This is a genomic window from Streptomyces sp. SID12488, assembly GCF_010548275.1.
Taxonomy (GTDB): domain Bacteria; phylum Actinomycetota; class Actinomycetes; order Streptomycetales; family Streptomycetaceae; genus Streptomyces.
This window is the reverse complement of the sequence record NZ_JAAGLT010000056.1, coordinates 1-25,726: the sequence shown is the minus strand read 5'-3', so window position 1 is coordinate 25,726 and position 25,726 is coordinate 1. Positions and strand designations below refer to the sequence as shown.

The following is a 25,726-nucleotide window of genomic DNA, read 5'->3' as shown; positions in this document are numbered from 1 at the left end:
GTTTACTACTTCAAAGGAACCTCAACCCACAGACAAAGCCTGTGAGCCGGGGTATCAACAAACTTGGCGTTGATTTTTGGCACGCTGTTGAGTTCTCAAGGAACGGACGCTTCCTTCGTACTCACCCTCTCGGGCTTTCCTCCGGGCAGTTTCCCTTCGGTCTTGCGTTACCGACTCTATCAGACCGTTTCCGTATCCGATTTCCTCGGCGCTTTCCAGGTTTCCGCTTTCGCGTTTCCCTTTCCGGCGACTCCGACTTTATCAGAAGTTCTGAGTCGGAATTTCCGTCCTGCTCGGGCTGGTCCCTGACACACAGTGGCGCGGGTTTCCCTTGCTGGCGGAGCCGTAAACCTACTGGAGCGGGGCTCCTCGATGCAAATCGAGGAGCCCCGCTCCAGGTTCACGTGGACGAGGGGCAGCTCAGGCACCCTCTGTGGCCGTCAGACCTCGACGACGACCGGGAGGATCATCGGGCGGCGGCGGTAGGTGTCCGACACCCATTTGCCCAGGGTGCGACGGATGAGCTGCTGCATCTGGTGGGGCTCCACCACCCCGTCCTGGGCCGACCGCTCCAGTACCTCGGCGATCCTCGGGACGACGTCGGTGAAGGCGGAGTCGTCGATGCCCGAGCCTCTGGCCTGGATGTGCGGCCCGCCCGTGATCTTGCCCGTGGACGAGTCCATCACCACGAAGACCGAGATGATGCCCTCGTCGCCGAGGATCCTGCGGTCCTTCAGGGTGGGTTCGCCGACATCCCCGACCGAGAGTCCGTCGACGTACACGTACCCGGCCTGGACCTTGCCCGAGATCTTCGCCTTGCCCTCAACGAGGTCGACGACCACGCCGTCCTCGGCGATGACGATCCGGTCGTGCGGGACGCCCGTCATGGCGCCCAGCTCGGCGTTGGCCCGCAGATGGCGCCATTCACCGTGCACCGGCATCAGGTTGCGCGGCTTGCAGATGTTGTAGAAGTACAGGAGTTCGCCGGCCGAGGCATGGCCGGAGACGTGCACCTTGGCGTTGCCCTTGTGGACGACCTTCGCACCCCAGCGGGTCAGGCCGTTGATCACTCGGTACACCGAGTTCTCGTTGCCGGGGATCAGGGACGAGGCCAGGATCACCGTGTCGCCCTGGACGATGCGGATCTGGTGGTCCCTGTTGGCCATGCGGGACAGCGCGGCCATCGGTTCGCCCTGGGAGCCCGTACACACCAGTACGACCTGGTGGTCCGGGAGGTCGTCCAGCGTCTTGACGTCCACCACCAGGCCCGGCGGGACCTTCAGATAGCCCAGGTCCCTGGCGATGCCCATGTTGCGAACCATCGAGCGGCCGACGAAGGCGACCCTGCGGCCGTACTCGTGGGCCGCGTCCAGAATCTGCTGGATGCGGTGGATGTGGCTGGCGAAGCTCGCCACGATGACCCGCTTGCCGGCGCCCGCAAAGACCTGACGCAGCACGTTGGAGATGTCGCGCTCGGGCGGAACGAAGCCCGGGACCTCCGCGTTCGTCGAGTCGGAGAGGAGGAGGTCGATGCCCTCTTCGCTCAGCCGCGCGAAAGCGTGCAGGTCCGTGAGGCGGCCGTCCAGCGGGAGCTGGTCCATCTTGAAGTCGCCCGTGTGGACCACCATGCCCGCGGGGGTACGGATGGCGACCGCGAGGGCGTCCGGAATGGAGTGGTTGACCGCGATGAACTCGCAGTCGAAGGCGCCGATGCGCTCGCGGTTCCCCTCCGTCACCTCAAGGGTGTACGGACGGATGCGGTGCTCCTGGAGCTTCGCCTCGATGAAGGCGAGGGTCAGCTTGGAGCCGATCAGCGGGATGTCCGGCTTCTCCCGCAGGAGGTAGGGGACGGCACCGATGTGGTCCTCGTGGCCGTGCGTGAGGACGATGCCCTCGATGTCGTCGAGGCGGTCCCTGATGGACGTGAAGTCCGGCAGGATCAGGTCGATTCCGGGCTGCTCCTCCTCGGGGAAGAGCACGCCGCAGTCGACGATCAGCAGGCGACCGCCGTACTCGAAGACGGTCATGTTGCGGCCGATCTCACCGAGGCCGCCCAGCGGGGTGACCCGCAGGCCGCCCTCCGGGAGCTTCGGCGGGGCGCCGAGTTCAGGATGCGGATGACTCAAAAGACTCTCCTCACCACACGCGCCACGTACCCGCAAGGCACGTGGCGCGCATGACGTTCGTGCAAAAGCAGTTGTCGGATGTGGACTGCGGACACAGATGTCCCGCGTATTCAGTTGTGAAGTCTGGTGTCAGAGCTGTACCCCGCCGGCGGCAAGATCGATCTTGAGCTGGGCGATCTCGTCGGCCGACAGCTCGACCATCGGAGCGCGCAGCGGTCCGGCGGGCAGGCCCTGGAGGGTGAGCGCGGCCTTGGTGGTCATGACGCCCTGGGTACGGAACATGCCCGTGAAGACCGGGAGCAGCTTCTGGTGGATCTCAATGGCCTTCTGGACCTCACCGGAGACGTACGCCTCGACGAGGGTGCGCAGCTCGGGCGTGACGACATGGCCGACGACCGAGACGAAGCCGACCGCGCCCACGGAGAGCAGCGGCAGGTTCAGCATGTCGTCGCCGGAGTACCAGGCGAGGCCGGAGCGGGCGATGGCCCAGCTGGCCCGGCCGAGGTCGCCCTTGGCGTCCTTGTTGGCGACGATCCGGGGGTGCTCGGCGAGCCGGACGATCGTCTCGGTGCTGATCGGGACGCCGCTGCGGCCGGGGATGTCGTACAGCATGACCGGGAGTTCGGTGGCGTCGGCGATGGCCGCGAAGTGCCGGTACAGGCCCTCCTGCGGGGGCTTGTTGTAGTACGGCGTCACCGTCAGGAGGCCGTGGGCGCCGGTCTTCTCCGCCGCGCGGGCCAGTTCCACACTGTGGTGGGTGTCGTTGGTGCCGACGCCCGCGATGATGTGGGCCCGATCGCCGACCGCCTCCAGTACGGCTCGTACGAGGTCCGATTTCTCCGCGTCGCTGGTGGTCGGCGACTCGCCGGTGGTGCCGTTGACGACCAGGCCGTCATTGCCTGCGTCCACCAGGTGGGTGGCGAGCCGCTGTGCGCCGTCGAGGTCGAGCGCGCCGTCCGCCGTGAACGGCGTGACCATGGCGGTGAGGACCCGCCCGAAGGGGGTCTGCGGAGTGGAGGTCGGAGCCATGGGTACCACGCTACTCGGTGCTCAGGGCGCGGTCTGCCCTAGGGGTGCGGGAAAAGTCATGACAAAGATGGAACCCGGCACTGCCTGCTCGGGGGTTCAAGCAGTGCCGGGTCCGTTTGATCAGGCTAGATGAACCTCTCGAAATACCGCAATACGGACACTTCGCGAGGCCGATCCGCACATCTGTGCCCGGTGGCGAAACATGCGTGCGTGTGCCTTACGGCGCCACCCTGCCGTTGGCGTTGAAGGCCGCGTGGGTCAGCGGCATGAGACTCGCCCACTCCGCCTCCATCCTCTCGCCGACCATCTCGATCTCCCGCTGCGGGAACGACGGCACCTTCGCCAGCTCGTGCTGCGTGCGCAGGCCGAGGAAGTGCATCAGGGAGCGCGCGTTGCAGGTGGCGTACATCGACGAGAACAGGCCGACCGGGAGGACCGCGCGGGCCACCTCTCGGGCGACGCCCTGCGCCAGCATCTGCTGGTAGGCCTGGTACGCCTGGCGGTACGAGTCCTCCATGGTGCGTTCCACGAGTTCGTGCTGCTCCGGGGTGCCCTCGACGAACACGTACTTGCCCGGTCGGCCCTTCTGGACGAGTTTGCGCGACGTGTCCGGCACGTAGAACACGGGCTGCAACTCCCGGTACCGCCCGGACTCCTCGTTGTACGACCATCCCACTCGGTGTCGCATGAACTCACGGAAGACGAAGATCGGGGCGCTGATGAAGAACGTCATGGAGTTGTGCTCGAACGGGCTGCCGTGCCGGTCTCGCATGAGGTAGTTGATCAGGCCCGTCGAGCGCTCCGGGTCCTTGCCCAGCTCGTCCAGGGACTGCTCCCCGACGGTCGACACACGGGCCGCGAACAGTACGTCGGAGTCGGCCGCGCTGTGTTTGACCAGTTCGACGGTCACCTCGCTGCGCAGGTCGATCTTGAACTCGTCGTCGGGGGTGGGGCTCACGGTCTGGAGGGTCCTTCCCATCTGGGCACTTGGCGACGCCACTCTAACGACCCACCAAACGGGACGTTCACCGTCGTCCCAGAGTTAATTAAATCGGTGAAACCGGGCACCACTTGGGGCCTTCGCTCGTCTGTACAAGCAACAGCGATTCATTCGATCCCCAAGGAGAAGCACTTCCATGTTCCGTCGGCGCGAGCCCATTCCGTTCGCCTTCATCGCCGAAGCCGACAAGTTCCGCAGCAACGTCGCTCCCCCGCCCCGTGAGCGCGCGTCCGCCGGTGAGATAGCCGGGCGTTGGCTCCTGGGGCTCACCGTCGTCGCCGGGCTCGTGGGCTCCCTGGTCCTCGGGATGCCCGCGCTGTCGGTCGATCAGTCGGCCGGGCACAAGCAGCAGTCCGAGGCGGCCGACAGCCGTTGAGGGCCGTCGGACTGCGGCCGAATGGCGTGGACCTGCCCCTCTCGGGCACCCAAGGCTGGTGACCGGGCAGCCGGCTGTATAACCTCACCGGGCACAGCCCGCGCATGGAACTGAGTGAGGACCAGCCGTGCCCCTGCCCTTTCTGACGGCCGACCGCACCTCCGAGGAGGCCGCGGCCGGTCACACGCTGCCGTTCGACGAACGTGACCGTTGGCGGCGGCCCTACCGGCCCGGCCCCTGGCGGGTGGGTGCGGCGGCCCTCCTCCTGTTGCTCGCCTCGTACGTGCTGTTCGCGGCGGTCATCATCGCGGCCACCGGCGAGTTGTCCGGCGGCGCGGTGTGTCTCGGCGTCGCGCTGGCCGTCATCGCCGTGGCGATGCGACTGCTGCGCACCGGCGTGTGGGTGAGTGCGCGCGGACTGCGCCGGGTGGGCTTCCTCGGTACGCGGACGACGCGCTGGGAGAAGGTCGTCGCCGTACGGACGGTCCAGCGTCCGGTGCGCTGGCTCGGTCTGCCGCGCACAGTGCAGGGGGAGGCACTCCTCCTCGTACGGCGGGATCGGGCCGCGGACGATCAGGCAACGCTGTTGACGACGCACAACGCCGACTTCCTGGGCCGTACGGCGGCGTTCGACCGAGCCGCGGACAGCGTCGAGGCGTGGGCCGCGGAGTTCGGGCGGGGTTAGGCGCGGGCCCGGACGGCCTGAACATCCACCGCGCGGTGGATGTTCAGGCCGTCCGGGCCGGTGACTTGCCGGCGTGCAGGGCGATCGCGCGTTGCATCGCCTTGCGGGCGCGGGGCGTGTCGCGGGCGTCGTGGTAGGCGACGGCGAGGCGGAACCAGTTGCGCCAGTCGTCGGGGGCCGACTCCGTCTCGGCCTTGCGCCTGGCGAAGACCTCGTCGGCCGAGTCACGCTCGACCCGGCCGCTCGGGGTGCGCCGCAACTCGTCGACGGGCAGGCCGCCCTCGGCTTCGAGTTGGGTGGCGAGGCGGTTGGCGTCGCGGACGAACTGCGTGTTCTTCCAGAGGAACCACACGCCGATGCCCGGCAGGATCAGGACCGCCACGCCGAAGGTGACGGTCAGGAGCGTGCCGGTCTGTATGAGCATGATCCCCCGGCTGCCGACCAGGACGAAGTAGAAGACCAGGACGGCGGCCGTGAGGGCGTAGGAGAGTTTCGCGCGCATGACGTCCCTCAGCCGAGGTCGAGGAAGTGTTCCAGGCCGAAGGTGAGGCCCGGGGTGTCCACGACGCGGCGCGCGCCGAGCAGGATGCCCGGCATGAAGCTGCTGTGGTGGAGCGAGTCGTGGCGGACGGTCAGCGTCTCGCCCTCGCCGCCCAGCAGGACCTCCTGGTGCGCCAGGAGGCCGCGCAGACGTACGGAGTGCACGGGCACCCCGTCGACGTCCGCGCCCCGGGCGCCGTCCAGCGCCGTCACCGTGGCGTCCGGTGCCGGAGCCGAGCCCGCCTTGGCGCGGGCCGCGGCGATCAGCTGCGCCGTACGCGCCGCGGTACCGCTGGGCGCGTCCACCTTGTTCGGGTGGTGCAGCTCGATGACCTCGGCCGACTCGAAGTAGGGCGCCGCGATCTGCGCGAACCTCATGGTCAGTACGGCCCCGATGGAGAAGTTGGGCGCGATGAGCACGCCCGTCTCCGGGAACTGGGCCAGCCAGCCGGTGAGCTGCGCGAGGCGTTCGTCGGTCCAGCCGGTGGTGCCGACGACCGCGTGGATGCCGTGGCGCACGCAGAAGTCGAGGTTGCCCATCACCGAGGCGGGGGTGGTCAGCTCGACCGCGACCTGGGCACCGGCGTCGACGAGCGTCTCCAGCTTGTCGCCCCGGCCGAGGGCGGCGACCAGTTCCATGTCCTCGGCGGCCTCGACCGCCCGTACCGCCTCGGCCCCGATACGGCCGTTCGCACCGAGGACCGCCACGCGCAGCTTGCTCATGTTCTTGCTTCCTTACCGGACGGATAGCGGGTGTGGAGCGGATACGGCTGTCAGGCGACGGCCTCGTGCAGACGCGCCGCCTGCTTGTCCTTGAGCGGACCGATGACCGCCAGCGACGGGCGCTGTCCCAGGATCTCGTGGGCGACCTCGCGGACCGCGTCCGGGGTGACCTCGGCGATCCGGGCCAGCATGTCGTCGACGGACATCTGGTCGCCCCAGCACAGTTCGCTCTTGCCGATACGGTTCATCAGCGCGCCCGTGTCCTCCAGCCCGAGGACCGTCGAACCGCGCAGCTGGCCGATGGCGCGGCCGATCTCCTCGTCGGAGAGGCCGTGCTCGGCGACGTGGTCGAGTTCGTCGCGGCAGATCTTCAGCACGTCGTGGACCTGCGAGGGCCGGCAGCCCGCGTACACCCCGAAGAGGCCGCAGTCGGCGAAGCCGGACGTGTACGAGTACACGCTGTACGCGAGGCCCCGCTTCTCCCGGACCTCCTGGAACAGGCGGGACGACATACCGCCGCCGAGGGCCGTGTTGAGCACGCCCAGTGCCCAGCGGCGTTCGTCCGTGCGGGCCAGGCCCGGCATGCCGAGCACGACATGGGCCTGTTCGGTCTTGCGCCCGAGCAGTTCGACGCGGCCGGCCACCTTGATGCTGCGACTGCCGTCGCGCGGGGCGATCGGCGTGGCATCGGCCCGCTTGAGGGCGCCCGCCTTCTCGAAGGCCGCGCGGACCTGGCGTACGACCTTGTTGTGGTCGACGTTCCCGGCCGCCGCTACGACGAGGTGGGTCGGGTCGTAGTGCTTCTTGTAGAAGCGGCGGATGCGGTCCGCGGTGAGGGCGTTGACCGTGTCGACCGTGCCGAGGACCGGGCGGCCGAGGGGGGTGTCGCCGAGCATGGTGTGCGCGAACAGGTCGTGCACACAGTCGCCCGGGTCGTCCTCCGTCATGGCGATCTCTTCGAGGATGGCGCCGCGCTCGACGTTGACGTCCTCTTCGAGGATCAGGGAGCCCGTGAGCATGTCGCAGACGACGTCGATGGCGAGCGGCAGGTCGGTGTCGAGCACGCGCGCGTAGTAGCACGTGTACTCCTTCGCCGTGAACGCGTTCATCTCGCCGCCGACCGCGTCGATCACGGAGGAGATGTCCAGCGCCGACCTGCGCGTGGTGCCCTTGAAGAGCAGGTGCTCCAGGTAGTGCGTGGCGCCGTTCAGGGTCGGCGTCTCGTCGCGGGAGCCGACGTGGGCCCAGATGCCGAAGGTCGCGGAGCGGACCGACGGCAGGGTTTCGGTGACGATGCGCAGGCCGCCCGGGAGGGTGGTCTTACGGACCGTGCCGATGCCGTTGGTGCCCTTGATCAGGGTTTGCGTACGGGCAACGGCCCGCGCCTCCGAAGAGGTGCGGGCCGTTGCCGTGGAGCTGGTCGACGTCACTTGTCGTCGTCGTCCTTCTTGTCGTCCTCGGCGTTCTCTTCACCCTCGATGACCGGGATGAGCGACAGCTTGCCGCGGGAGTCGATCTCGGCGATCTCGACCTGGACCTTGGAGCCGACGGCCACCACGTCCTCGACGTTCTCCACGCGCTTGCCGCCGGCGAGCTTGCGGATCTGCGAGATGTGCAGCAGACCGTCCTTGCCCGGCAGCAGCGACACGAACGCGCCGAAGGTGGTGGTCTTGACGACCGTACCCAGGTAGCGCTCGCCGACCTCCGGCATGGTCGGGTTGGCGATCGCGTTGATCGTGGCGCGGGCCGCCTCGGCCTGCGAACCGATCTGGGCACCGATGTAGATGGTGCCGTCGTCCTCGATCGTGATCTCGGCGCCGGTGTCCTCCTGGATCTGGTTGATCATCTTGCCCTTGGGGCCGATGACCTCACCGATCTTGTCCACGGGGATCTTGACGGTGATGATCCGCGGGGCGTTGGGGGACATCTCGTCGGGCGTGTCGATCGCTTCCATCATCACGTCGAGGATGTGGAGGCGGGCGTCACGGGCCTGCTTGAGAGCGGCGGCCAGGACGGAGGCCGGGATACCGTCCAGCTTGGTGTCCAGCTGGAGAGCGGTGACGAACTCCTTGGTGCCGGCGACCTTGAAGTCCATGTCGCCGAAGGCGTCCTCCGCACCGAGGATGTCGGTGAGGGCGACGTAGTGCGTCTCGCCCTTGATCTCCTGGGAGATCAGCCCCATGGCGATACCGGCGACGGGGGCCTTGAGCGGCACACCGGCGTTCAGCAGCGACATGGTCGAGGCGCAGACGGAGCCCATGGACGTCGAGCCGTTGGAGCCGAGGGCCTCGGACACCTGACGGATCGCGTACGGGAAGTCCTCGCGCGACGGCAGGACCGGCACGATCGCGCGCTCGGCGAGCGCGCCGTGGCCGATCTCGCGGCGCTTCGGGGAGCCGACGCGGCCGGTCTCGCCGACGGAGTACGGCGGGAAGTTGTAGTTGTGCATGTAGCGCTTGCGCGTCACCGGGGAAAGGGTGTCGAGCTGCTGCTCCATACGGAGCATGTTGAGGGTGGTGACGCCCAGGATCTGGGTCTCGCCACGCTCGAACAGCGCCGAGCCGTGCACGCGCGGGATGGCCTCGACCTCGGCGGCGAGCGTACGGATGTCCGTGACGCCGCGGCCGTCGATGCGGACCTTGTCCTTGATGACGCGCTCACGGACCAGGGCCTTGGTCAGCGAGCGGTAGGCCGCGCTGATCTCCTTCTCGCGGCCCTCGAACTGCGGGATCAGCTTCTCGGCGGCGAGACCCTTGACGCGGTCCAGCTCGGCCTCGCGGTCCTGCTTGCCCGCGATGGTGAGCGCCTGGGAGAGCTCGTCCTTGACGGCGGCGGTGAGCGCCTCCAGGACGTCGTCCTGGTACTCAAGGAAGATGGGGAACTCGCCGGTGGGCTTGGCGGCCTTGGCGGCGAGGTCGGCCTGGGCCTTGACGAGCACCTTGATGAAGGGCTTCGCGGCGTCCAGACCGGCGGCGACGACCTCCTCGGTCGGCGCCTCGGCGCCGCCCGCGATCAGCGCGATGGTCTTCTCGGTGGCCTCGGCCTCGACCATCATGATCGCGACGTCGCCGTCATCGAGGACGCGACCGGCGACGACCATGTCGAAGACGGCGTCCTCGAGCTCGGTGTGCGTCGGGAACGCGACCCACTGGCCGTTGATCAGCGCGACGCGGACGCCGCCGATCGGGCCGGAGAAGGGCAGACCGGCCAGCTGCGTGGACGCGGAGGCGGCGTTGATCGCCACGACGTCGTACAGGTGGTCGGGGTTGAGCGCCATGATCGTGGCGACAACCTGGATCTCGTTGCGCAGGCCCTTCTTGAAGGACGGGCGCAGCGGGCGGTCGATCAGGCGGCAGGTGAGGATCGCGTCCTCGGAGGGCCGGCCCTCACGACGGAAGAAGGAACCGGGGATCTTCCCGGCCGCGTACTGGCGCTCCTCGACGTCCACCGTGAGGGGGAAGAAGTCGAGCTGGTCCTTGGGCTTCTTGGAGGCGGTGGTGGCCGACAGCACCATGGTGTCGTCGTCCAGGTACGCCACGGCGGAGCCGGCGGCCTGCCTGGCCAGGCGGCCCGTCTCGAAGCGGATGGTGCGGGTGCCGAAGGAACCGTTGTCAATGACGGCCTCGGCGTAGTGGGTCTCGTTCTCCACTAGCGTTTTCTCCGATACTTTTCGTCTTTTGTCCCGTCCTGCCCGTGTGGCAGAGGGACGTGGGTTCGGAGAAGCGCGCCTTCTGAGTGCGGGCCGGTCTTCGATCGAAGCACCCGGGGTTCAGTCCCGGGGGCCACTACCGAGGACCGGCGGCGGCGAGGTGCGCTTCTCCTCGTTCGTGTCCTGCGTTCGTGTCCTGCGTATTGCGTTGTGCTACCACACTACAAAGAGGTGGTGACACTCCGCACGTACAGCAAAGGGAGCGGCCCCCTCAAAGTGGGAACCGCTCCCTCCACGGCGTCTTACTTGGCGCCCGCCGCACCGCGGCGGATGCCGAGGCGGTCGACCAGCGCACGGAAGCGCTGGATGTCCTTCTTGGCCAGGTACTGGAGAAGGCGGCGACGCTGACCGACGAGGATCAGCAGACCACGACGGGAGTGGTGGTCGTGCTTGTGCGTCTTGAGGTGCTCGGTCAGGTCCGAGATACGGCGCGAGAGCATCGCGACCTGGACCTCGGGGGAGCCGGTGTCGCCCTCCTTGGCACCGAACTCGGTGATGAGCTGCTTCTTGACTGCGGCGTCGAGCGGCACGCGTACTCCTCGTAATCTTTGGTGGTAGCCGCCGAGTGCCCCTGGTCGAATTCTCAGGGGAGCTTCTGTAACTCGGGAGGCGGGAATCCGCTGGGCGCGGCCTCCGGAGTCGCTGACTCCAGGGGTGCGTACACAAACGGCCGTCGCCCAGGATAGCAGCAGGCAGCGGGCCGCCTCGCCGCGGTGTGCAAACAGTCCGGACGGCGAGGGCTCGGCCACTAGGGTGAGAACGTAGATCGTAGATCTTGGTTACGTACTGCAACACTCGCAGTAGTCGTATGACGTACGTCGGGAAGGGGTCGCTTCGCCATGGCGGAGGTACAGGGCGCTCAGGACACCACGGCCGCGCAGGACGAGGACGTCAAGGCGCGCAAGGAGCGAGAGCGGGACGAGCTGTACTCCCTCGACATCTCGGGCGTCGAGTGGCACAGCGCCCCCGGTACGGAGGAGCACGAGGAGCGGGTCGAGATCGCCTACCTGCCCGAGGGCGCGGTGGCCATGCGGTCGTCCCTGGACCATGACACCGTCCTCCGTTACACGGAGGCGGAGTGGACGGCGTTCGTGCTCGGGGCGCGCGACGGGGAGTTCGATCTGGAGCCGACGGAGCTCAACGGCGGGCTCGCGGCGGCCGAGGCCGGGCCTTCGGACTCGGATTCGGGTGCAGGTTCGGGTGCGAGTACGGATTCGGGCGGGGACGTGGAGTAGTTCGCTCAGTCGTCCTGGGTGATGGATCGAGGGGCGGGACCGGTGCAGTGCGCCGGTCCCGCCCCACTTTTCTTGCGCTTTTCCGAGAAGTGGGTTGTCAGAGGGGCCGCCTACTATGCATGTGAGGTTATGGCGCCGGTGGGACAGATGTCGTAGCGATCCTGTCAACTCTCTTGCCAGAGAGGGCGATTCGAGCGCGGATGGGATCGGTTCCGGTCAGGCTGTGACGTAATGGACGGTCACTGGGGGGTGGACGGGCCTGCCGGGGCAGGGGTCGTGGTGATTAGGCTGGGACCGGCGCGACGCCGGAACCCGTGGACCGGGCGCCGGCGTACCGGGGGGAAAGCCGGGCAGATCGGACGACCTCCACCGCCCGACGCCGGACGACGTGGGCACACCCACGGGAATGCCGGCTTCGGACGAGACGAATACAGACGAGAAATGGTCGCCCAGCACGGCAAGAGGGTGCTCGACCACACCAGGAGGAATTGTGAACGGCGATCGGGACGGGAACCGCGGGGGCTGGGCCACACCCGGCGATGACCAGTCCGACGCGGAGTCCGCCAGCGAGATGACGGGCGAGTTCACCATCGATTACGCGACGCCTGCCTGGTACACGCAGAACGCGTCGGGGGGGTCGGGGGCGTCGGAGGACGAGACCGGTGCCGAATCGGACGCCGAGTCGTCCGATGACGCGGGTACGGACGCGGATGAGGGTTCGGATACGGGCGCTGGTTCGGGTGCCGCCGGTGTGGACGGTTCCGTCCCCGGTTCTACGCCTGCGCCCGCGCCGATCATTCCTCTCGCTCCTCCTGTTCCTCCCGCTCCTCCTGTTCTTGCTCCCGCCAGTCCTGTGGCCGTGCCTCAGTTGCCGACGGGCAGTGGGTTCCAGCCCGCGGCGCCTCCGGCCGGGGCGCCTGTCGGCGGTCCCGCGAGCCCTACGGCTGTCCCCAGCCTTCCCGCGGGCGGATTCCAAAGTCAGTGGACTCCTCAGGACGGTGACCTGGAGAGCGGCTCGACGATGCGGATCACCCCTGCGGCTGCGCGGCAGGAGCCTGTGGTGGCGGCTGACGGCGGCGAGTCCGGTGAGGGCTCCCTCGGCTCGGCTGTCGAGGGCGAGGCTGTCGCCGCTGCGGTGACCGTCCCGAAGTCCGTGGATGACATGGATGACGTGGATGAGGTCGTCGCGGACGGGGCGGGATCCGAGGGCGAGGTCGCCGAAGAGATGAGCGGCGCCGTGCCCTCACTCCCGGAGGCCGAGCCCCAGGAGCAGGACTCCACCGACAACGCCGTACCGCCCCAGGATGTCGAGCACACGGACGAGCACACGCACACCGACGCCCAGGACGCCGAGCCCCTCGACGCGACGCCGGTCGACGTGGAGGCCGAGGGACCTGTAGCCGCGGAGCCGGTGGCCGCCGAGCCCGTGGCTGCCGAGATCGCCGACGCCGAGCCCGAGGAGGCGGAGCCGCAGGCTGCGGCCGAGCCCGCGGAAGCGGAGCCGGTGCCGGATGCGGTCGACGACGTACAGGGCTCCGCGCCGGTCGCGCCCCAGCAGGACTCGGTGCCCAGGGCACCGCTCAACCTGCCCCCGCTGCCGGAGGGCGCGCCCGGGACCGTGCCGCCCTCGTGGGCCCCCTCGTCGACGTCTCAGGGCGGGCTGCCGCCGCTGCCTCCGTCGTTCCAGCCGTCGGGCGCTCCCGCTCCGGCGGGACAGTGGCCCGCGCAGCCGCAATCTCAGCCACCGGCGCAGCCGGACGCCGCGCCTGTTCAGCCACAGGCCGCATCGGTACCGGGCCGGCCTCAGGCGCCCGCGGTGCCGGGCCACCAGCCGCCCGTACCGTCTGTGCAGCCCCCGTTCCAGCCGCAGGCTCCGCAGCCCACACCCGCGGCCTGGACAACTCCCCGACAGGCACCGGGTGCGCCGCCCGCCGGCTACGGATTCCCGCCGCAGGCAGCGCCGGCCGCCTCCACGGGCCCCAACGCCCAGGACGGGTACGGCTTCCCGCCCCCGAACGACCGGCCTCCGGCCCCGAACGCCCAGGGTGGCCAAGGCTTCCCTGCGCCGAGCGCGCCTGCTCCGAACCCGCCGGGCCCCAACTCCCAGGGTGACGGCGGCTTTCCGACCCCGGGCGCCCCGGCCCCGAACGCTCCGGACGGCTACGGCTTCCCCCAACCCGGCACACCTGCCCCGGGCCCAGCGGGCTCCAACGCCCAAGGCGGGTACGGGTTCCCGACTCCCGGCACCCCGGCCCCGGTCCCAGCTCCGGGCACCCCGTACCCCTCCCCCGTCGGGTACGGCTTCCCGCACCCGGCGGCGCCGGCCGACACTGCGGGCCCGGGACCCACGCCTCCCCACACCCAGGACGGCTACAGCCTCCCCCAGCCCGGCGCACCCGCCCCCAACCCAGCGGGCTCCAACGCCCAAGGCGGGTACGGGTTCCCGCACCCTGGCGTCCCGGCTGCGGCCCCGAGCACCCCTACGCCCGCGCCAGACGCTCCCCCCGCCGGATACGGCTTCCCGTACCCCGGGCAGCCTGTCGCACCCGGGGGGTCCACCGACGCCGCAGGCCCGGTGCCCACGGCTCCCCACCCGCAGAGCGGTTACAACCTGCCCCAGCCGCAAGCACCCGCCCCGAACCCGGCGGGCCCCGACGCTCGAGCCGGGTACGGCTTCCCGGCCCCCGGCACCCCCGTGCCGGCCCCGGCCGCCCCCGACCCCCAAGGCGCCTACGGCTTCCCCCAGCCCGCCGGTCGACCCGCGGCTCCCGCCACCCCGGGTGCCCCCACTCCCCCGGGCCCCGCCGCCAACGCCGCACCCGCGCCCAGTGGGCCCCCTGCGCCCAACCCCCAGGACGGGTACGGCTTCCCGCCCCCGGCGGGCCCTCCCGCGCCCCCGCAGCCCGGGTACGGCTTCCCGCACCCTGGGCAGCCTGCTGTACCCGGGGGGCCGGTCGGGGCGCCCGGTGGGTACGGGTTCCCCTTCCCGCAGGCGCCCGCGCAGGAGACGCCGCCGCAGCCTCAGGTGCCGCAGCAGCCCGAAGCGCCCCACCCGCACGCCGGTCCTCAGACGCCCCCGTACGCGCCGGGGCAGGTACCGGGTGCCGTTCCCCCGTCGCCTCCGCAACCGGTGTACGGCCGGCCGGAGCCACAGCCCGGGCATCCCGGCGCGCCGCAGCCGCCCGTGGATCCGCGTACCGGGGCCGCCTGGCCGCAGCCGATACAGCACGACCAGCGGCAGATGACCAACCCCGGTGCCGCGCCGCTCGGTTACACCGCGGCTGTCGAGCTGTCCTCCGACCGGCTGCTCAACAACAAGAAGCAGAAGGCGAAGAGCGGCCGCCCCACAGCCGGGTCCTCCCGGTTCAGGATCGGTGGGAAGAAGGAGGAGGCCGAGCGGCAGCGCAAGCTCGAGCTGATCCGTACGCCGGTGCTGTCCTGCTATCGCATCGCCGTCATCAGTCTCAAGGGCGGTGTCGGCAAGACGACCACGACCACCGCGCTCGGCTCGACCCTCGCCACCGAACGGCAGGACAAGATCCTCGCCATCGACGCCAACCCGGACGCCGGCACGCTCGGCCGCCGCGTGCGGCGCGAGACCGGGGCCACCATCCGTGACCTCGTCCAGGCGATCCCGTACCTCAACTCGTACATGGACATCCGGCGGTTCACGTCCCAGGCGTCGTCCGGGCTGGAGATCATCGCCAACGACGTCGACCCGGCCGTCTCCACGGCCTTCAACGACGAGGACTACCGGCGCGCGATCGACGTACTGGGCAGGCAGTACCCGATCATCCTGACCGACTCCGGTACCGGACTGCTCTACAGCGCCATGCGCGGCGTACTCGACCTCGCCGATCAGCTGATCATCATCTCGACGCCGTCCGTGGACGGTGCCAGCAGCGCCAGTACGACGCTGGACTGGCTGTCCGCGCACGGGTACGCGGATCTGGTCTCGCGGTCCCTCACCGTCATCTCGGGGGTGCGCGAGACCGGCAAGATGATCAAGGTGGAGGACATCGTCTCCCACTTCGAGACGCGTTGCCGGGGCGTCATCACCGTGCCCTTCGACGAGCACCTCGCCGCCGGTGCCGAGGTCGACCTCGACATGATGCGGCCCAAGGTGCGCGAGGCCTACTTCAACCTCGCCGCCATGATCGCCGAGGACTTCGTTCGCCACCAGCAGATGCACGGGCTGTGGACCTCGGACGGCAACCCGCCCCCGGTCGCGGCCCCGCCGATGCCGGGACACCCGCAGCAGATTCCGGGACAGCCGGCCCAGGGACAGCCGTACCCGCCCCCGCCCCCCGCTCCGGGGCATGGCCCGCAGGCTCCGCAGCCCGGTCAGCCGGGGCAGTACCCGCCGCCGCCCCAGCCCCAGCCCCAGCCCCAGCCCGGCCAGCCGTACCCGCAGCAGCCGCCGTACGTCTATCCGCCGCAACCGGGGCAGCCCTACCAGCCGCCGCAGCAGCAGCCCCCTCAGCCCGGTTACCCGCAGCAGCAGTAAGCAGGGGTGAGTAAGAGAAGGCGGCCGGTGCCCGAGGGCACCGGCCGCCTTCTCTCGCACCTGCGAACCACTACCGACTACCTACTCGGCGCTTTCCGCCGCCGCGATCAGCTCGCGGCACTTCTTCACGTCCTCGGCGATCTGTACGAGCAGCGTGTCCAGCGAGTCGAACTTGGCCTGGCCGCGCACGAACGCCAGGAAGTCGACGGCGACATGCAGGCCGTACAGATCGAGGCCCACACGGTCGATGGCGTACGCCTCCACCGTCCGTTCCGTGCCGTCGAACTGCGGGTTCGTGCCGACGGAGATCGCGGCCGGCATCACCTCGCCGTCCGCGTGCAGCCAGCCGGCGTAGACACCGTCGGCCGGGATCGCGGTGTGGGGCAACGTCTCGACGTTGGCGGTGGGGAAGCCCATTTCACGGCCGCGCTGGGCGCCTCGGACCACAACGCCCTCCACACGGTGCGGACGGCCGAGGATCTCGCCGGCGCCCCCGACATCACCCTCGCCGACCAGCCGACGCGTCAGCGTGGACGAGAACGGCTCGCCGCCACCCGCCTCTCCCGACACATACAGGTCGACGACCTCGACGTCGAAGTCGTAGGTGCGGCCGAGTTCGGCCAGGAACCCCACGTTGCCGGCCGCCTTGTGGCCGAAACGGAAGTTCGGGCCCTCGACGACCGCCCGGGCGTGCAGCTTGTCGACCAGGACCTTGACCACGAAGTCGGCCGGGGAGAGCTTCGAGAACTCCTTGGTGAACGGGAGGATGAGGACGGCGTCGACACCCAGCTCGGCCATCAGTTCGGCGCGGCGATGGTGCGGGGCCAGCAGCGGCGGGTGGCTGCCTGGGCGCAGGACCTCGCTGGGGTGCGGGTCGAACGTGACGACGACCGAGGGCACGCCCAGCTCGCGGGCGCGCTCCACGGCGTGCCGGACGATCAGCTGGTGTCCGCGGTGGACTCCGTCGTAGGAGCCGATGGTGACCACGCTGCGTCCCCAGTCCTCGGGGATGTCCTCCAAGCCACGCCAGCGCTGCACTGTGACCGCTCCTCGTCGAACCCGTGTCCGTGTCTGCCTCTTACGCAGGCCTTCTTACGCAGGTCTAAGGGTGCCATGCCGAGCGCGCACCGCTCGCATCGGCATGGAGGCTGTGACGGGGCGCACGTGACCGATTGTCGGCCACCGCCTCGGAACGTGGCCTATGCGGGGACCCGTACCCCCGCCAGGTTCTCGATCATGCGGCGGGTACTGGGGCCGACCACGACGGCCCACTCTCCTGGAGTGCCGGTCAGCCAGCCCGCCACCAGCATCGCGAATCCGGGCACCCGCCTGGCCAACTCGACCAGGACACAGTCGAAACGCGTCGCACCGTCCGGAGTACGTACGAGGAGCAGCCCGCAGCGGTGCACGAGGCCCCGGGTGCGCGCCTCTCCGTGGCGGGTCGCACCCTCAGCGGTGGCGCGGAGCAGCGCGTCCAGGACGGTGGGGTCGTGTTCCCGGGCCAGGAGGGCTTCGAGGAGTTCGTGGCGGAGGGCGTGGGAGGCAGGGGCCCCGGGCGCGGCCAGCACGGTCGCGAGGGCCGCGCGCACCGATGCCTGGCCGCCGTCGAGGAGGCCGGTCATCAGCGGGAGGAGTACGGGCCGGGCGGTGGGGCCGTGGTCCAGGCGCCGGTCGACGTAGGCGGCAAGGTGCCCGGCGGTCTCCGGGTGCCGCTCCACCACTTCCCGTACGAGAGTGGCGACCCGGCGGGCCAGGGCCGGGGTCGTGACGTCGGCGAGGGTGCGCAGGGCATCACCCGCCTCCGGCCCGAGCAGCCTGGCCCGGAACGCGTCGAGGACCGGCTCCGGGTGGGTCGCCAGAGCGGCGACCAGCGCGCTCGGCGACAGCTGCGGGTCACCGGCCGTGAAGTGCCGCAGCGCCTGCGGGAGATGGCGGGCGCGGGTGCGTGGATCCCGGACGAGGAGCGCGAGCGCACCGCCGTGCAGGGTGCAGTCGGCGGGGCGGGCGAGCAGGGCGAGGGCCGCGTAGCGCAGGAGGTCACGGTCTGCCTCCGTGCGCACATGGGGTGCGGCGCGCGGTCCGTACGCCGCCGCGGCGACCCGTCGGGCCGGCCGCTGGTCGTGCGCCCACCGGTCCACGGCCCGGCAGACGGCGGACGGCTCCTCCTCGGCGAGGACGGCGAGGAGTTCGTCCCCACGCCGGTGCGCGCTGTCGACGAGCACTTCGATCAGGTCGTCCAGGGCCCGGTGGCGGTGGGTGTGGAGCAGCGCCTGAGCGGCGGTCGCCACGGTCGCGTCCGGCGTCGCCGGCAGCGGACGGTCGTCCTCGAACCAGCGGGCGAGCAGCGGTTGTACGGCGGTGGGGTCGGCCGCGAGCAGCTGGGCCACCGCATCCAGGTAGCGGGGCTGGTCGGACATGGCAGGGGGTTCGTCGCCGACGACGAGTCGGCGGAGCAGATCGAAGCGGGCGGCCTCGGGGAGGCGCAGCGCGGTCCAGAAGGAGGGGCCCAGCTCCGGCGGCACCGTCCGGCTCTGTCGGCGGCGGGCCACGAGGTGGTCGGCGAGGAGACGCAGGACGTGGGTGTACGGGGTCGCGTCGTGGACGTGGCGGAGCACTTCGGTGAGGAGATGGGTCGCCCACCAGGTGGAGGTCGAGGCGCGGAGGGTGGGCCCGGGATCGAGGGCCTGCACCAACTCCCGGAGGCGGTGCGCCAGTTCGGGGGCTCCGTGGTGTCGGGCGAGGAGCAGCAGCGACTGGACCACCGGGCCGATGCGGTGGTGCGGTACGGGGACAGGGACGGGGGCCGTGTCCTTGCCGTTCTCCGGGCGGCGCCGGTGGACAAGAGCGTGCAGCGCCTCGTCGAGGTCCAGGTGCATGCCCTGGATCCAGTCGGCGAGTTCCTCGTGGGCGAAGCGGTAGCCGGTGCCGGCGGGGACGAGGAGGCCCTCGGTGAGGACGGCGGAGGCCCAGCCCGTGCCGCCGCCCAGGCGCGCCGGTGCGGGGCCCCAAGGGAACACGGACTCGAAGGACGCGCGGTCCAGCTCGCCCTGTCCGGGGCCCAGGCTGCGGCGGGCGGCCTCGTGGATCTGGCCGGCGACCTTGGCGGCGAGGCGGCGAACCGGGGTGCCGCGCAGGCTGTTCTCGGCGGCGAGGCGGACGGCGATGCGGAGGCACATCAGGTCGAGATGGGCGGTGAAGACATCGTGACGGTCGAGGCGGGGGGTGGTGGGGGTGTCGGGGAGGGCGGGGAGAGCTGCGCGGACCTCGGAGAGAAGGCGGAGCGTGAGGGGGTGGCGGGCGTCTTCGGGGGTGAGGGCGGTCGGGGGGATGGCGTAGCGGGTCCGGGCCTGGTGGGCTTCGGCTTCGGTGAGGTCGGTGAGGTGAAGGTGGTGCGGGGGGTGTGGCGGGCGCTTGGGTTTCTCGCCCCCGGCGCCCTCACCCGTCCCTCCCCCGGAGGGGGGACCCCCACTGCGGGCTGGAGATGGGCTGCCCGTCTGTTCCCAGTACTCCGGGCGGCAGGCCATCACCAGGCGGGCGTTTGATCCCTGGAGCCACTCCTCCGTCGCCCTCGTCCATTTGAGGGCTCGGTGGGCGAGGAGTGGCGGCATTTCCTCGGGGCCGTCGAGGAGGAGCAGGAGAGCGCGACCGCTGTCGTGGGCCAGCCGGGACAGGCGTTCCGGAGTGATGTCGCCCAGGTCGGCGCCGTATGTGCCCGACGCGGCGACGATCCGGGCTGCCCGGTCCAGCGCGCGGCGGGCCGCGTCCGCCACCGAGGTGTCCTCGTCGCGCAGGTCGGCGCCGCGCAGCCACAGGGTGGGGGCCGGTTCCAGGTCCCGCTGGCGGCGGGCCGCGAGGGCCGCGAGTTCCGTCGTACGGCCGCTGCCCGGGGCGCCGACCAGGCCGAGGACGACGGCCGGGGTCTCTCGTGCGGCCGGGGTCTCACGTGCAGTGGTGAACGCCTTCAACTCCCTTGCCAGTTCAGCCCTTTCGACCGGCTCGACCGCGCTCGCCTCCAGGCCGCCCGAGGTGTGGCCCACGAAGCCCGCCAGCGCGCCCGGCGGTCCGTCCGAGCCCACCGAGGTGGCCGTCAGCTCCAGGACTCCCGCGAGATTGAGGTCGTCGCCGTACGCGGGCACCGTCGCCGCGTTGCGGGCGAGGAGGTCGGCGAGAGGGCCGGGCTCGACCCCCTGCCGGTCGCGCAGCGGGAGCGCGAACCCGGCCGCGCGGTGCCCGGCCGGCTCCGCCGACTCGCCTGCGGGCCGCGGCAGCAGGGCGGTGCCCAGTACCCCCAGCACCGCTCCCGTCGTACGGTCGAGCACCGGTCCCCCGGCCGCGCCGCCGCCCGGTCGCAGCGCGTCGCTGCCCGCTGTGCCGATCGCCAGCTCAAGGGCGTCGGGGAGGAGATGGAAACGGTCCGTGGCCGTGTACGTGACGTCGGTCGTGCCGAGCACCCGCGCCTCACGCCAGCCGCCCGCCGCGATCCGTACATACGTTCCGGTCGCGACGCGGTCCCGGACGGAGACGGGGAGTGGGTCCGCGCCCAGACCTTCGGTGCGCACGAGGGCCAGGCCGAGGGCCGGAAGGGGGGTCACGGCATCCGCCGTGGACACCACGCACGTACGGTCGGCTACGCCGTGCAGGACCAGCCGGGCCAGACCGTCGACCGCCTCGTGGCTGGTGATCAGCGTGCCGTGGTGGTCGGCCACGAAACCCGTACCGCGAGGGCGTCCGGCCAGGTCGCACACCTTCACGAGCGACTCGTCGGCAGCCTCGCGGGCGCCTTCGCCGTCCCGTGTCTCACCCGCACCGGTCGACGGCCGACGGCCGCCCCCGGCGCGCGGGCCCCGTCCCGCCATCGTCGACCTCCCCGCCGAACACGCGAGCCTACGTACGCACGCGTCTACTGACGACGGTAGGCATTCGATGATCAGCCGGACAGGGCTTGCGACGAACGCGCCCCCTTCCGCCCCCTCGGTTCACTCCGAGCGCCTGCCCGGACGGGTGAATGAAGGGCGGGGGATGGATACACCTCTGGGTGGGGGAACCGAGGGGGAACCGTGGAGCGGCGGGAACGTGTCCCCGTGATCGCCGCTCCACGGCCCGGACTTCATCGGCGCCTCAGACGAAGACGGCGAGGCTCTTCGCCTTGCCCTTCTCCTCCTCCACCAGGGCGAGGAACTGCCCGGCGGGATCGAAAACGGCCACGGCGCCCACACCCGTGTACTGCTCGGGCATCTCCAGCCGTACGCCGTTCGTCAGCAGCCGCGCCCGCCGCTCGTCCACGTCCCAGCGCGGGAACGCGGCGACGGCCGCCTCGGCGACCGGCATCACCGTCAGCTCCTGCTGCAGCTGGTCGAGCGTCCGGGCCCCGTCCAGCTTGTACGGGCCGACCCGCGTCCGGCGCAGCGCGGTGAGGTGACCGCCGACCCCGAGGTCGGCGCCCAGGTCGCGGGCCAACGCACGGATGTACGTACCGGAGGAGCACACCACCGACACGACCAGGTCGAGTACGGGGGTGCCGTCGGCCGCGACCGCTTCCCGGACGTCGTACACCGCGAAGGAGGAGACGGTCACCGGGCGGGCCGGGATCTCGAACTCCTCGCCCTCACGGGCCCGTTTGTAGGAGCGCACGCCGTTGATCTTGATGGCGCTGACCTTGGACGGCACCTGCATGATGCGGCCGGTCAGCTTGGCGACGCCGGCGTCGACGGCCTCACGGGTGATCCCGGAGGCGTCGGTGGAGGAGATGATGTCCCCCTCGGCGTCGTCTGTGAGGGTGTTCTGTCCGAGGCGGACGGTGCCCAGGTACTCCTTCTCGGTCAGCGCGAGGTGGCCGAGGAGCTTGGTCGCCCGCTCCACCCCGAGGACGAGCACGCCCGTGGCCATGGGGTCGAGGGTGCCGGCGTGTCCGACGCGGCGGGTCTTGGCGATCCCGCGCATCTTGGCGACCACGTCGTGCGAAGTGAAGCCCGACGGCTTGTCGACAATGACAAGCCCGTCGGGCGTCGTGGTCTTCTTCTGCGTCATTCGGCGGTGTCGTCCGTCCCTGCGGTGTCGTCCTCGTCGTCCGGCTTCTTGTACGGGTCCGCGTCACCGGCGAAGGCTGCGCCCGCGGACGCCTGGCGAACCTGCTCGTCGGAGGCCCGAGCCTTGTCGAGGAGGTCCTCGATCTTCTTGGAGGTGTCCGGGAGCGCGTCCGCGATGAAGGTCAGGGTCGGCGTGAACTTCACACCCGCGGCCTGGCCGACGGCGGAGCGCAGAACGCCCTTGGCGCTCTCCAGGCCGGCGGCAGCGGCTGCCCGGTCCTCGTCGTCCCCGTAGACCGTGTAGAAGACGGTCGCCTCCCGGAGGTCCCCGGTGACCCGGGTGTCCGTGATGGTGACGTGGGTGCCGAGCCGCGGGTCCTTGATCCCACGCTGCAGCTTCTTGGCCACCACCTCTCGGATGAGGTCAGCCAACCTCTTCGCCCGCGCGTTGTCGGCCACTGGTCCGTCTCCCGTTCTTTCTGTTCTGCGTTCTTGCAGGTCGTTCGTCTGGCACTAGTCGTCGTCGCCGTGGAGGCGCCGTCGTACGGACAGCAGTTCCACCTCGGGGCGACCGGCGACCAGTCGCTCGCACTGGTCCAGCACATCGGTGATGTGCCCCACCTCCCCGGCCACCACCGCCAGACCGATGCCGGCTCTGCGGTGCAGGTCCAGGTGTTCGACCTCGGCCGCGCTCACCGCGTACTTGCGCTGGAGCTCGGCGACGATCGGGCGGACGACGGAGCGCTTCTCCTTCAGCGAGCGTACGTCGCCGAGCAGGAGGTCGAAGGACAGAGTCCCCACGTACATGTGTGTATCCGGATGACCCGCCGGTGCGGGATAGACGGCCCCGCCGACGGTGTGGGCGGGGACATCAGGAACGGTACAGGGAACCGGGCGATGGCTCGAAGGGATTGTTCTCGCCCCCGCCTCACCCGTCCCGTCTTTCTGGGGCGCCGCCCCGGACCCCGCTCCTCAAACGCCGGAGGGGCTGAAATACCCCCGGCAGACGGCCAGGCTGGCCGGCGGGGAGATCTCCCCGCCGGCCAGCCTGGTCACACACGCTCGGCTCAGCCGCGCGGCTTCTCCCGCATCTCGTACGTCGCGATGACGTCGTCGACCTTGATGTCGTTGAAGTTTCCGAGGTTGATACCGCCCTCGAAGCCTTCGCGGATCTCGGTGACGTCGTCCTTGAAGCGACGCAGACCGGAGATGTTGAGGCTCTCCGCGATGACCTTGCCATCACGCAGCAACCGCGCCTTGGTGTTGCGCTTGACCTCGCCGGAGCGAACCAGCACACCGGCGATGTTGCCCAGCTTGGACGAGCGGAAGACCTCGCGGATCTCCGCCGTACCGAGCTCGACCTCTTCGAACTCCGGCTTGAGCATGCCCTTGAGGGCTGCCTCGATCTCCTCGATGGCCTGGTAGATCACCGAGTAGTACCGGACGTCCACGCCTTCGCGCTCCGCCATCTGTGCCGCGCGGCCCGCAGCGCGGACGTTGAAGCCGATGACGATGGCGTCGGAGCCGGTCGCCAGGTCGATGTCCGACTCGGTGACGGCACCCACACCGCGGTGCAGGACGCGGATGTCGACCTCTTCGCCGACGTCGAGCTGGAGCAGCGAGGACTCGAGAGCCTCCACCGAACCGGACGCGTCGCCCTTGATGATGAGGTTGAGTTCCTGCACAAGACCGGCCTTGAGGGCCTCGTCCAGGTTCTCCAGGGAGAACCGGACACCCCGGCGGGCGAAGTTGGCGTTGCGCTCGCGCGCCGCCCGCTTCTCGGCGATCTGACGCGCCGTGCGGTCCTCGTCGACGACCAGGAAGTTGTCGCCGGCGCCCGGGACGTTGGTGAGACCGAGGACGAGGACCGGGGTCGAGGGACCCGCCTCTTCCACGTTCTCGCCCTTGTCGTCGAGCATCGCTCGGACACGGCCGTACGCGTCGCCGACCACCATGGTGTCGCCGACCCGCAGGGTGCCTCGCTGGACCAGAACGGTCGCGACGGCGCCGCGGCCCTTGTCCAGGTGGGACTCGATCGCAATACCCTGCGCGTCCTGCTCCGGGTTGGCCCGCAGGTCGAGCGAGGCGTCCGCGGTGAGGACCACCGCCTCCAGGAGAGCCTCGATGTTGAGGCCCTGCTTGGCGGAGATGTCGACGAACATCGTGTCGCCGCCGTACTCCTCGGCCACCAGACCGAACTCGGTGAGCTGACCGCGCACCTTGGTCGGGTCGGCGCCCTCGACGTCGATCTTGTTGACCGCGACCACGATCGGCACACCGGCCGCCTTGGCGTGGTTCAACGCCTCGATCGTCTGGGGCATCACACCGTCGTTGGCCGCCACCACGAGGATCGCGATGTCGGTCGACTTGGCACCACGGGCACGCATGGCGGTGAACGCCTCGTGGCCCGGGGTGTCGATGAAGGTGATGCGACGCTCTTCTTCGTTGACGACGGTCGCGACCTGGTAGGCACCGATGTGCTGGGTGATGCCACCGGCCTCGCCCGCGACGACGTTCGTCTTGCGGATGGTGTCGAGGAGGCGGGTCTTACCGTGGTCGACGTGACCCATGACGGTCACGACCGGCGGGCGGACCACCAGGTCCTCCTCGTCGCCCTCGTCCTCGCCGAACTCGATGTCGAAGGACTCGAGCAGCTCGCGGTCCTCCTCCTCGGGGCTGACGATCTCGAGGACGAAGTTCATCTCGTCCGCGAGGAGCCTCAGCGTCTCGTCGGAGACGGACTGCGTGGCGGTGACCATCTCGCCGAGGTTCATCATCACGCCGACGAGCGACGCCGGGTTGGCGCCGATCTTCTCGGCGAAGTCGGTCAGGGACGCGCCTCGCGACAGGCGGACGGACTGTCCGTTGCCGCGCGGCAGCATGACGCCGCCGACCGACGGGGCCTGCATGGCCTCGTACTCCTGGCGCCTCTGCCGCTTCGACTTGCGACCACGACGCGCGGGACCACCGGGACGGCCGAAGGCGCCCTGCGTGCCACCACGGGCACCGGGACCACCGGGACGGCCACCGAAGCCGGGACGACCGCCACCGCCACCACCGGGACCACCCGGACGGCCGGCGAAACCGCCGCCACCGCCACCGGGACCACCGGGACGACCGGCGAAACCGCCACCGCCACCACCGGGACCGGCCGGACGACCGGTGAAACCGCCACCGCCGCCACCGGGACGACCGCCGCCGCCCGCACCGGGACCACCGGGACGACCGCCACCGGCACCGGGACCGCGGCCACCAGGGCCACCACCGGGACGCGGGCTGCCCGCAGCGGGACGCTGCGGCATCATGCCGGGGTTGGGACGGTTACCGCCGGGGCCGCCACCGGGACGCGGAGCGCCACCGGGACCGCCCTGCGGACGAGGCATGCCGCCCGGGCTCGGACGACCGCCGCCCGCACCCTGCGGACGGGGAGCACCCTGGCCGCCGCCGGCGCCCTGCGGACGCGGAGCGCCACCGGGAGCACCGGGGCCGCCCTGGCCGCCGGGACGCGGGGCGCCACCCGGACGGGGCGTCTGCGGACGCGCCATCCCGGTGGAACCACCGGACGTGAAGGGGTTGTTGCCCGGACGCGGACCAGCCGGACGGGCACCGCCGGGACGCGGCGCGCCCTGGCCTGCCGGACGCGCTGCGCCCGGACGCTCACCACGGCCCTGGCCACGGTCCTGACCGCGGTCAGGACCCTGCGCGCGGTCCTGACCGGGACCCGAGGGACGGGCGTCCTGGCCGGGACCCGAAAGATCGGAAGCGCACAC

18 protein-coding genes are annotated in these 25,726 nt (G+C 70.5%); 4 read left to right on the top strand and 14 right to left on the bottom strand.

Going from position 1 to position 25,726, the window contains the following annotated elements:
* Positions 1 to 440: 440 nt before the first annotated feature.
* The 3 genes from G3I56_RS41715 to thyX all read right to left on the bottom strand — a co-directional run bounded on the left by G3I56_RS41715 (position 441) and on the right by thyX (position 4,113).
* Complete coding sequence (locus G3I56_RS41715; RefSeq protein ID WP_164418602.1) at positions 441 to 2,126, bottom strand: ribonuclease J; 1,686 nt, start codon at positions 2,124 to 2,126, stop codon at positions 441 to 443.
* A 129-nt stretch (positions 2,127 to 2,255) separates the two neighbouring features.
* Entirely contained in the window at positions 2,256 to 3,155 is a 900-nt protein-coding gene (dapA, locus tag G3I56_RS41710) for a 4-hydroxy-tetrahydrodipicolinate synthase (RefSeq protein WP_164418601.1), read from the bottom strand.
* Between the two features lie 217 nt (positions 3,156 to 3,372).
* Entirely contained in the window at positions 3,373 to 4,113 is a 741-nt protein-coding gene (gene thyX, locus G3I56_RS41705) for an FAD-dependent thymidylate synthase (protein WP_164418599.1), read from the bottom strand.
* A 178-nt stretch (positions 4,114 to 4,291) separates the two neighbouring features.
* Here thyX and G3I56_RS41700 point away from each other — a divergent pair, with 178 nt between their 5' ends.
* Positions 4,292 to 4,531, top strand: coding sequence for a hypothetical protein (locus tag G3I56_RS41700; RefSeq protein ID WP_164418597.1), 240 nt, complete (start codon positions 4,292 to 4,294; stop codon positions 4,529 to 4,531).
* Between the two features lie 127 nt (positions 4,532 to 4,658).
* Complete coding sequence (locus tag G3I56_RS41695; protein ID WP_164418595.1) at positions 4,659 to 5,216, top strand: PH domain-containing protein; 558 nt, start codon at positions 4,659 to 4,661, stop codon at positions 5,214 to 5,216.
* 43 nt (positions 5,217 to 5,259) lie between these two features.
* Here the strand turns inward: G3I56_RS41695 and G3I56_RS41690 are convergent, their stop codons facing one another.
* From G3I56_RS41690 to rpsO, 5 genes are all read right to left on the bottom strand, one after another.
* On the bottom strand, positions 5,260 to 5,718 hold the full coding sequence (locus G3I56_RS41690) for a hypothetical protein (protein WP_164418594.1): 459 nt from the start codon (positions 5,716 to 5,718) through the stop codon (positions 5,260 to 5,262).
* 8 nt (positions 5,719 to 5,726) lie between these two features.
* On the bottom strand, positions 5,727 to 6,479 hold the full coding sequence (gene dapB, locus G3I56_RS41685; protein WP_164418592.1) for a 4-hydroxy-tetrahydrodipicolinate reductase: 753 nt from the start codon (positions 6,477 to 6,479) through the stop codon (positions 5,727 to 5,729).
* A 50-nt stretch (positions 6,480 to 6,529) separates the two neighbouring features.
* On the bottom strand, positions 6,530 to 7,909 hold the full coding sequence (locus G3I56_RS41680) for a pitrilysin family protein (RefSeq protein WP_164418590.1): 1,380 nt from the start codon (positions 7,907 to 7,909) through the stop codon (positions 6,530 to 6,532).
* On the bottom strand, positions 7,906 to 10,128 hold the full coding sequence (locus tag G3I56_RS41675; protein ID WP_164418589.1) for a polyribonucleotide nucleotidyltransferase: 2,223 nt from the start codon (positions 10,126 to 10,128) through the stop codon (positions 7,906 to 7,908). Before G3I56_RS41675 ends, G3I56_RS41680 begins: the two co-directional genes overlap by 4 nt.
* Before the next feature lie 302 nt (positions 10,129 to 10,430).
* The gene (gene rpsO, locus G3I56_RS41670) at positions 10,431 to 10,718 is read right to left on the bottom strand and encodes a 30S ribosomal protein S15 (protein ID WP_164323936.1); all 288 of its coding nucleotides are present in this window, start codon (positions 10,716 to 10,718) and stop codon (positions 10,431 to 10,433) included.
* 309 nt (positions 10,719 to 11,027) lie between these two features.
* On the opposite strand from rpsO, the gene G3I56_RS41665 reads away from it, so the two are divergent.
* Together G3I56_RS41665 and G3I56_RS44540 are read left to right on the top strand one after the other, a co-directional pair.
* Entirely contained in the window at positions 11,028 to 11,423 is a 396-nt protein-coding gene (locus tag G3I56_RS41665; protein ID WP_164418587.1) for a DUF397 domain-containing protein, read from the top strand.
* 1,060 nt (positions 11,424 to 12,483) lie between these two features.
* The gene (locus G3I56_RS44540) at positions 12,484 to 15,930 is read left to right on the top strand and encodes an AAA family ATPase (protein WP_343240216.1); all 3,447 of its coding nucleotides are present in this window, start codon (positions 12,484 to 12,486) and stop codon (positions 15,928 to 15,930) included.
* A gap of 81 nt (positions 15,931 to 16,011) precedes the next feature.
* On the opposite strand, the gene G3I56_RS41655 is transcribed toward G3I56_RS44540, so the two are convergent.
* The 6 genes from G3I56_RS41655 to infB all read right to left on the bottom strand — a co-directional run.
* Positions 16,012 to 16,968, bottom strand: a complete 957-nt coding sequence (locus tag G3I56_RS41655) for a bifunctional riboflavin kinase/FAD synthetase (RefSeq protein ID WP_164418585.1) — start codon at positions 16,966 to 16,968, stop codon at positions 16,012 to 16,014.
* A gap of 161 nt (positions 16,969 to 17,129) precedes the next feature.
* Positions 17,130 to 20,786, bottom strand: coding sequence for a trypsin-like peptidase domain-containing protein (locus G3I56_RS41650; RefSeq protein ID WP_164418583.1), 3,657 nt, complete (start codon positions 20,784 to 20,786; stop codon positions 17,130 to 17,132).
* A 262-nt stretch (positions 20,787 to 21,048) separates the two neighbouring features.
* Complete coding sequence (gene truB, locus G3I56_RS41645) at positions 21,049 to 21,957, bottom strand: tRNA pseudouridine(55) synthase TruB (protein ID WP_164418581.1); 909 nt, start codon at positions 21,955 to 21,957, stop codon at positions 21,049 to 21,051.
* On the bottom strand, positions 21,954 to 22,415 hold the full coding sequence (gene rbfA / locus G3I56_RS41640) for a 30S ribosome-binding factor RbfA (protein ID WP_164418579.1): 462 nt from the start codon (positions 22,413 to 22,415) through the stop codon (positions 21,954 to 21,956). The genes truB and rbfA overlap by 4 nt, the downstream gene beginning before the upstream one ends.
* 54 nt (positions 22,416 to 22,469) lie before the next feature.
* On the bottom strand, positions 22,470 to 22,763 hold the full coding sequence (locus tag G3I56_RS41635; protein ID WP_164418577.1) for a DUF503 domain-containing protein: 294 nt from the start codon (positions 22,761 to 22,763) through the stop codon (positions 22,470 to 22,472).
* A gap of 260 nt (positions 22,764 to 23,023) precedes the next feature.
* Positions 23,024 to 25,726, bottom strand: a 2,703-nt coding sequence (infB, locus tag G3I56_RS41630) for a translation initiation factor IF-2 (RefSeq protein ID WP_164418575.1), incomplete at its 5' end; no start/stop codon positions are given.

Excerpts from the sequence above, each read along its gene's own strand:
- G3I56_RS41635 (WP_164418577.1), bottom strand. The coding sequence starts at position 22,763 with ATGTACGTGGGGACTCTGTCCTTCGACCTCCTGCTCGGCGACGTACGC.
- truB (WP_164418581.1), bottom strand. The coding sequence starts at position 21,957 with ATGACGCAGAAGAAGACCACGACGCCCGACGGGCTTGTCATTGTCGAC.
- dapB (WP_164418592.1), bottom strand. The coding sequence starts at position 6,479 with ATGAGCAAGCTGCGCGTGGCGGTCCTCGGTGCGAACGGCCGTATCGGG.
- G3I56_RS41700 (WP_164418597.1), top strand. The coding sequence starts at position 4,292 with ATGTTCCGTCGGCGCGAGCCCATTCCGTTCGCCTTCATCGCCGAAGCC.
- G3I56_RS41665 (WP_164418587.1), top strand. The coding sequence starts at position 11,028 with ATGGCGGAGGTACAGGGCGCTCAGGACACCACGGCCGCGCAGGACGAG.
- G3I56_RS41690 (WP_164418594.1), bottom strand. The coding sequence starts at position 5,718 with ATGCGCGCGAAACTCTCCTACGCCCTCACGGCCGCCGTCCTGGTCTTC.
- G3I56_RS41650 (WP_164418583.1), bottom strand. The coding sequence starts at position 20,786 with ATGGCGGGACGGGGCCCGCGCGCCGGGGGCGGCCGTCGGCCGTCGACC.
- dapA (WP_164418601.1), bottom strand. The coding sequence starts at position 3,155 with ATGGCTCCGACCTCCACTCCGCAGACCCCCTTCGGGCGGGTCCTCACC.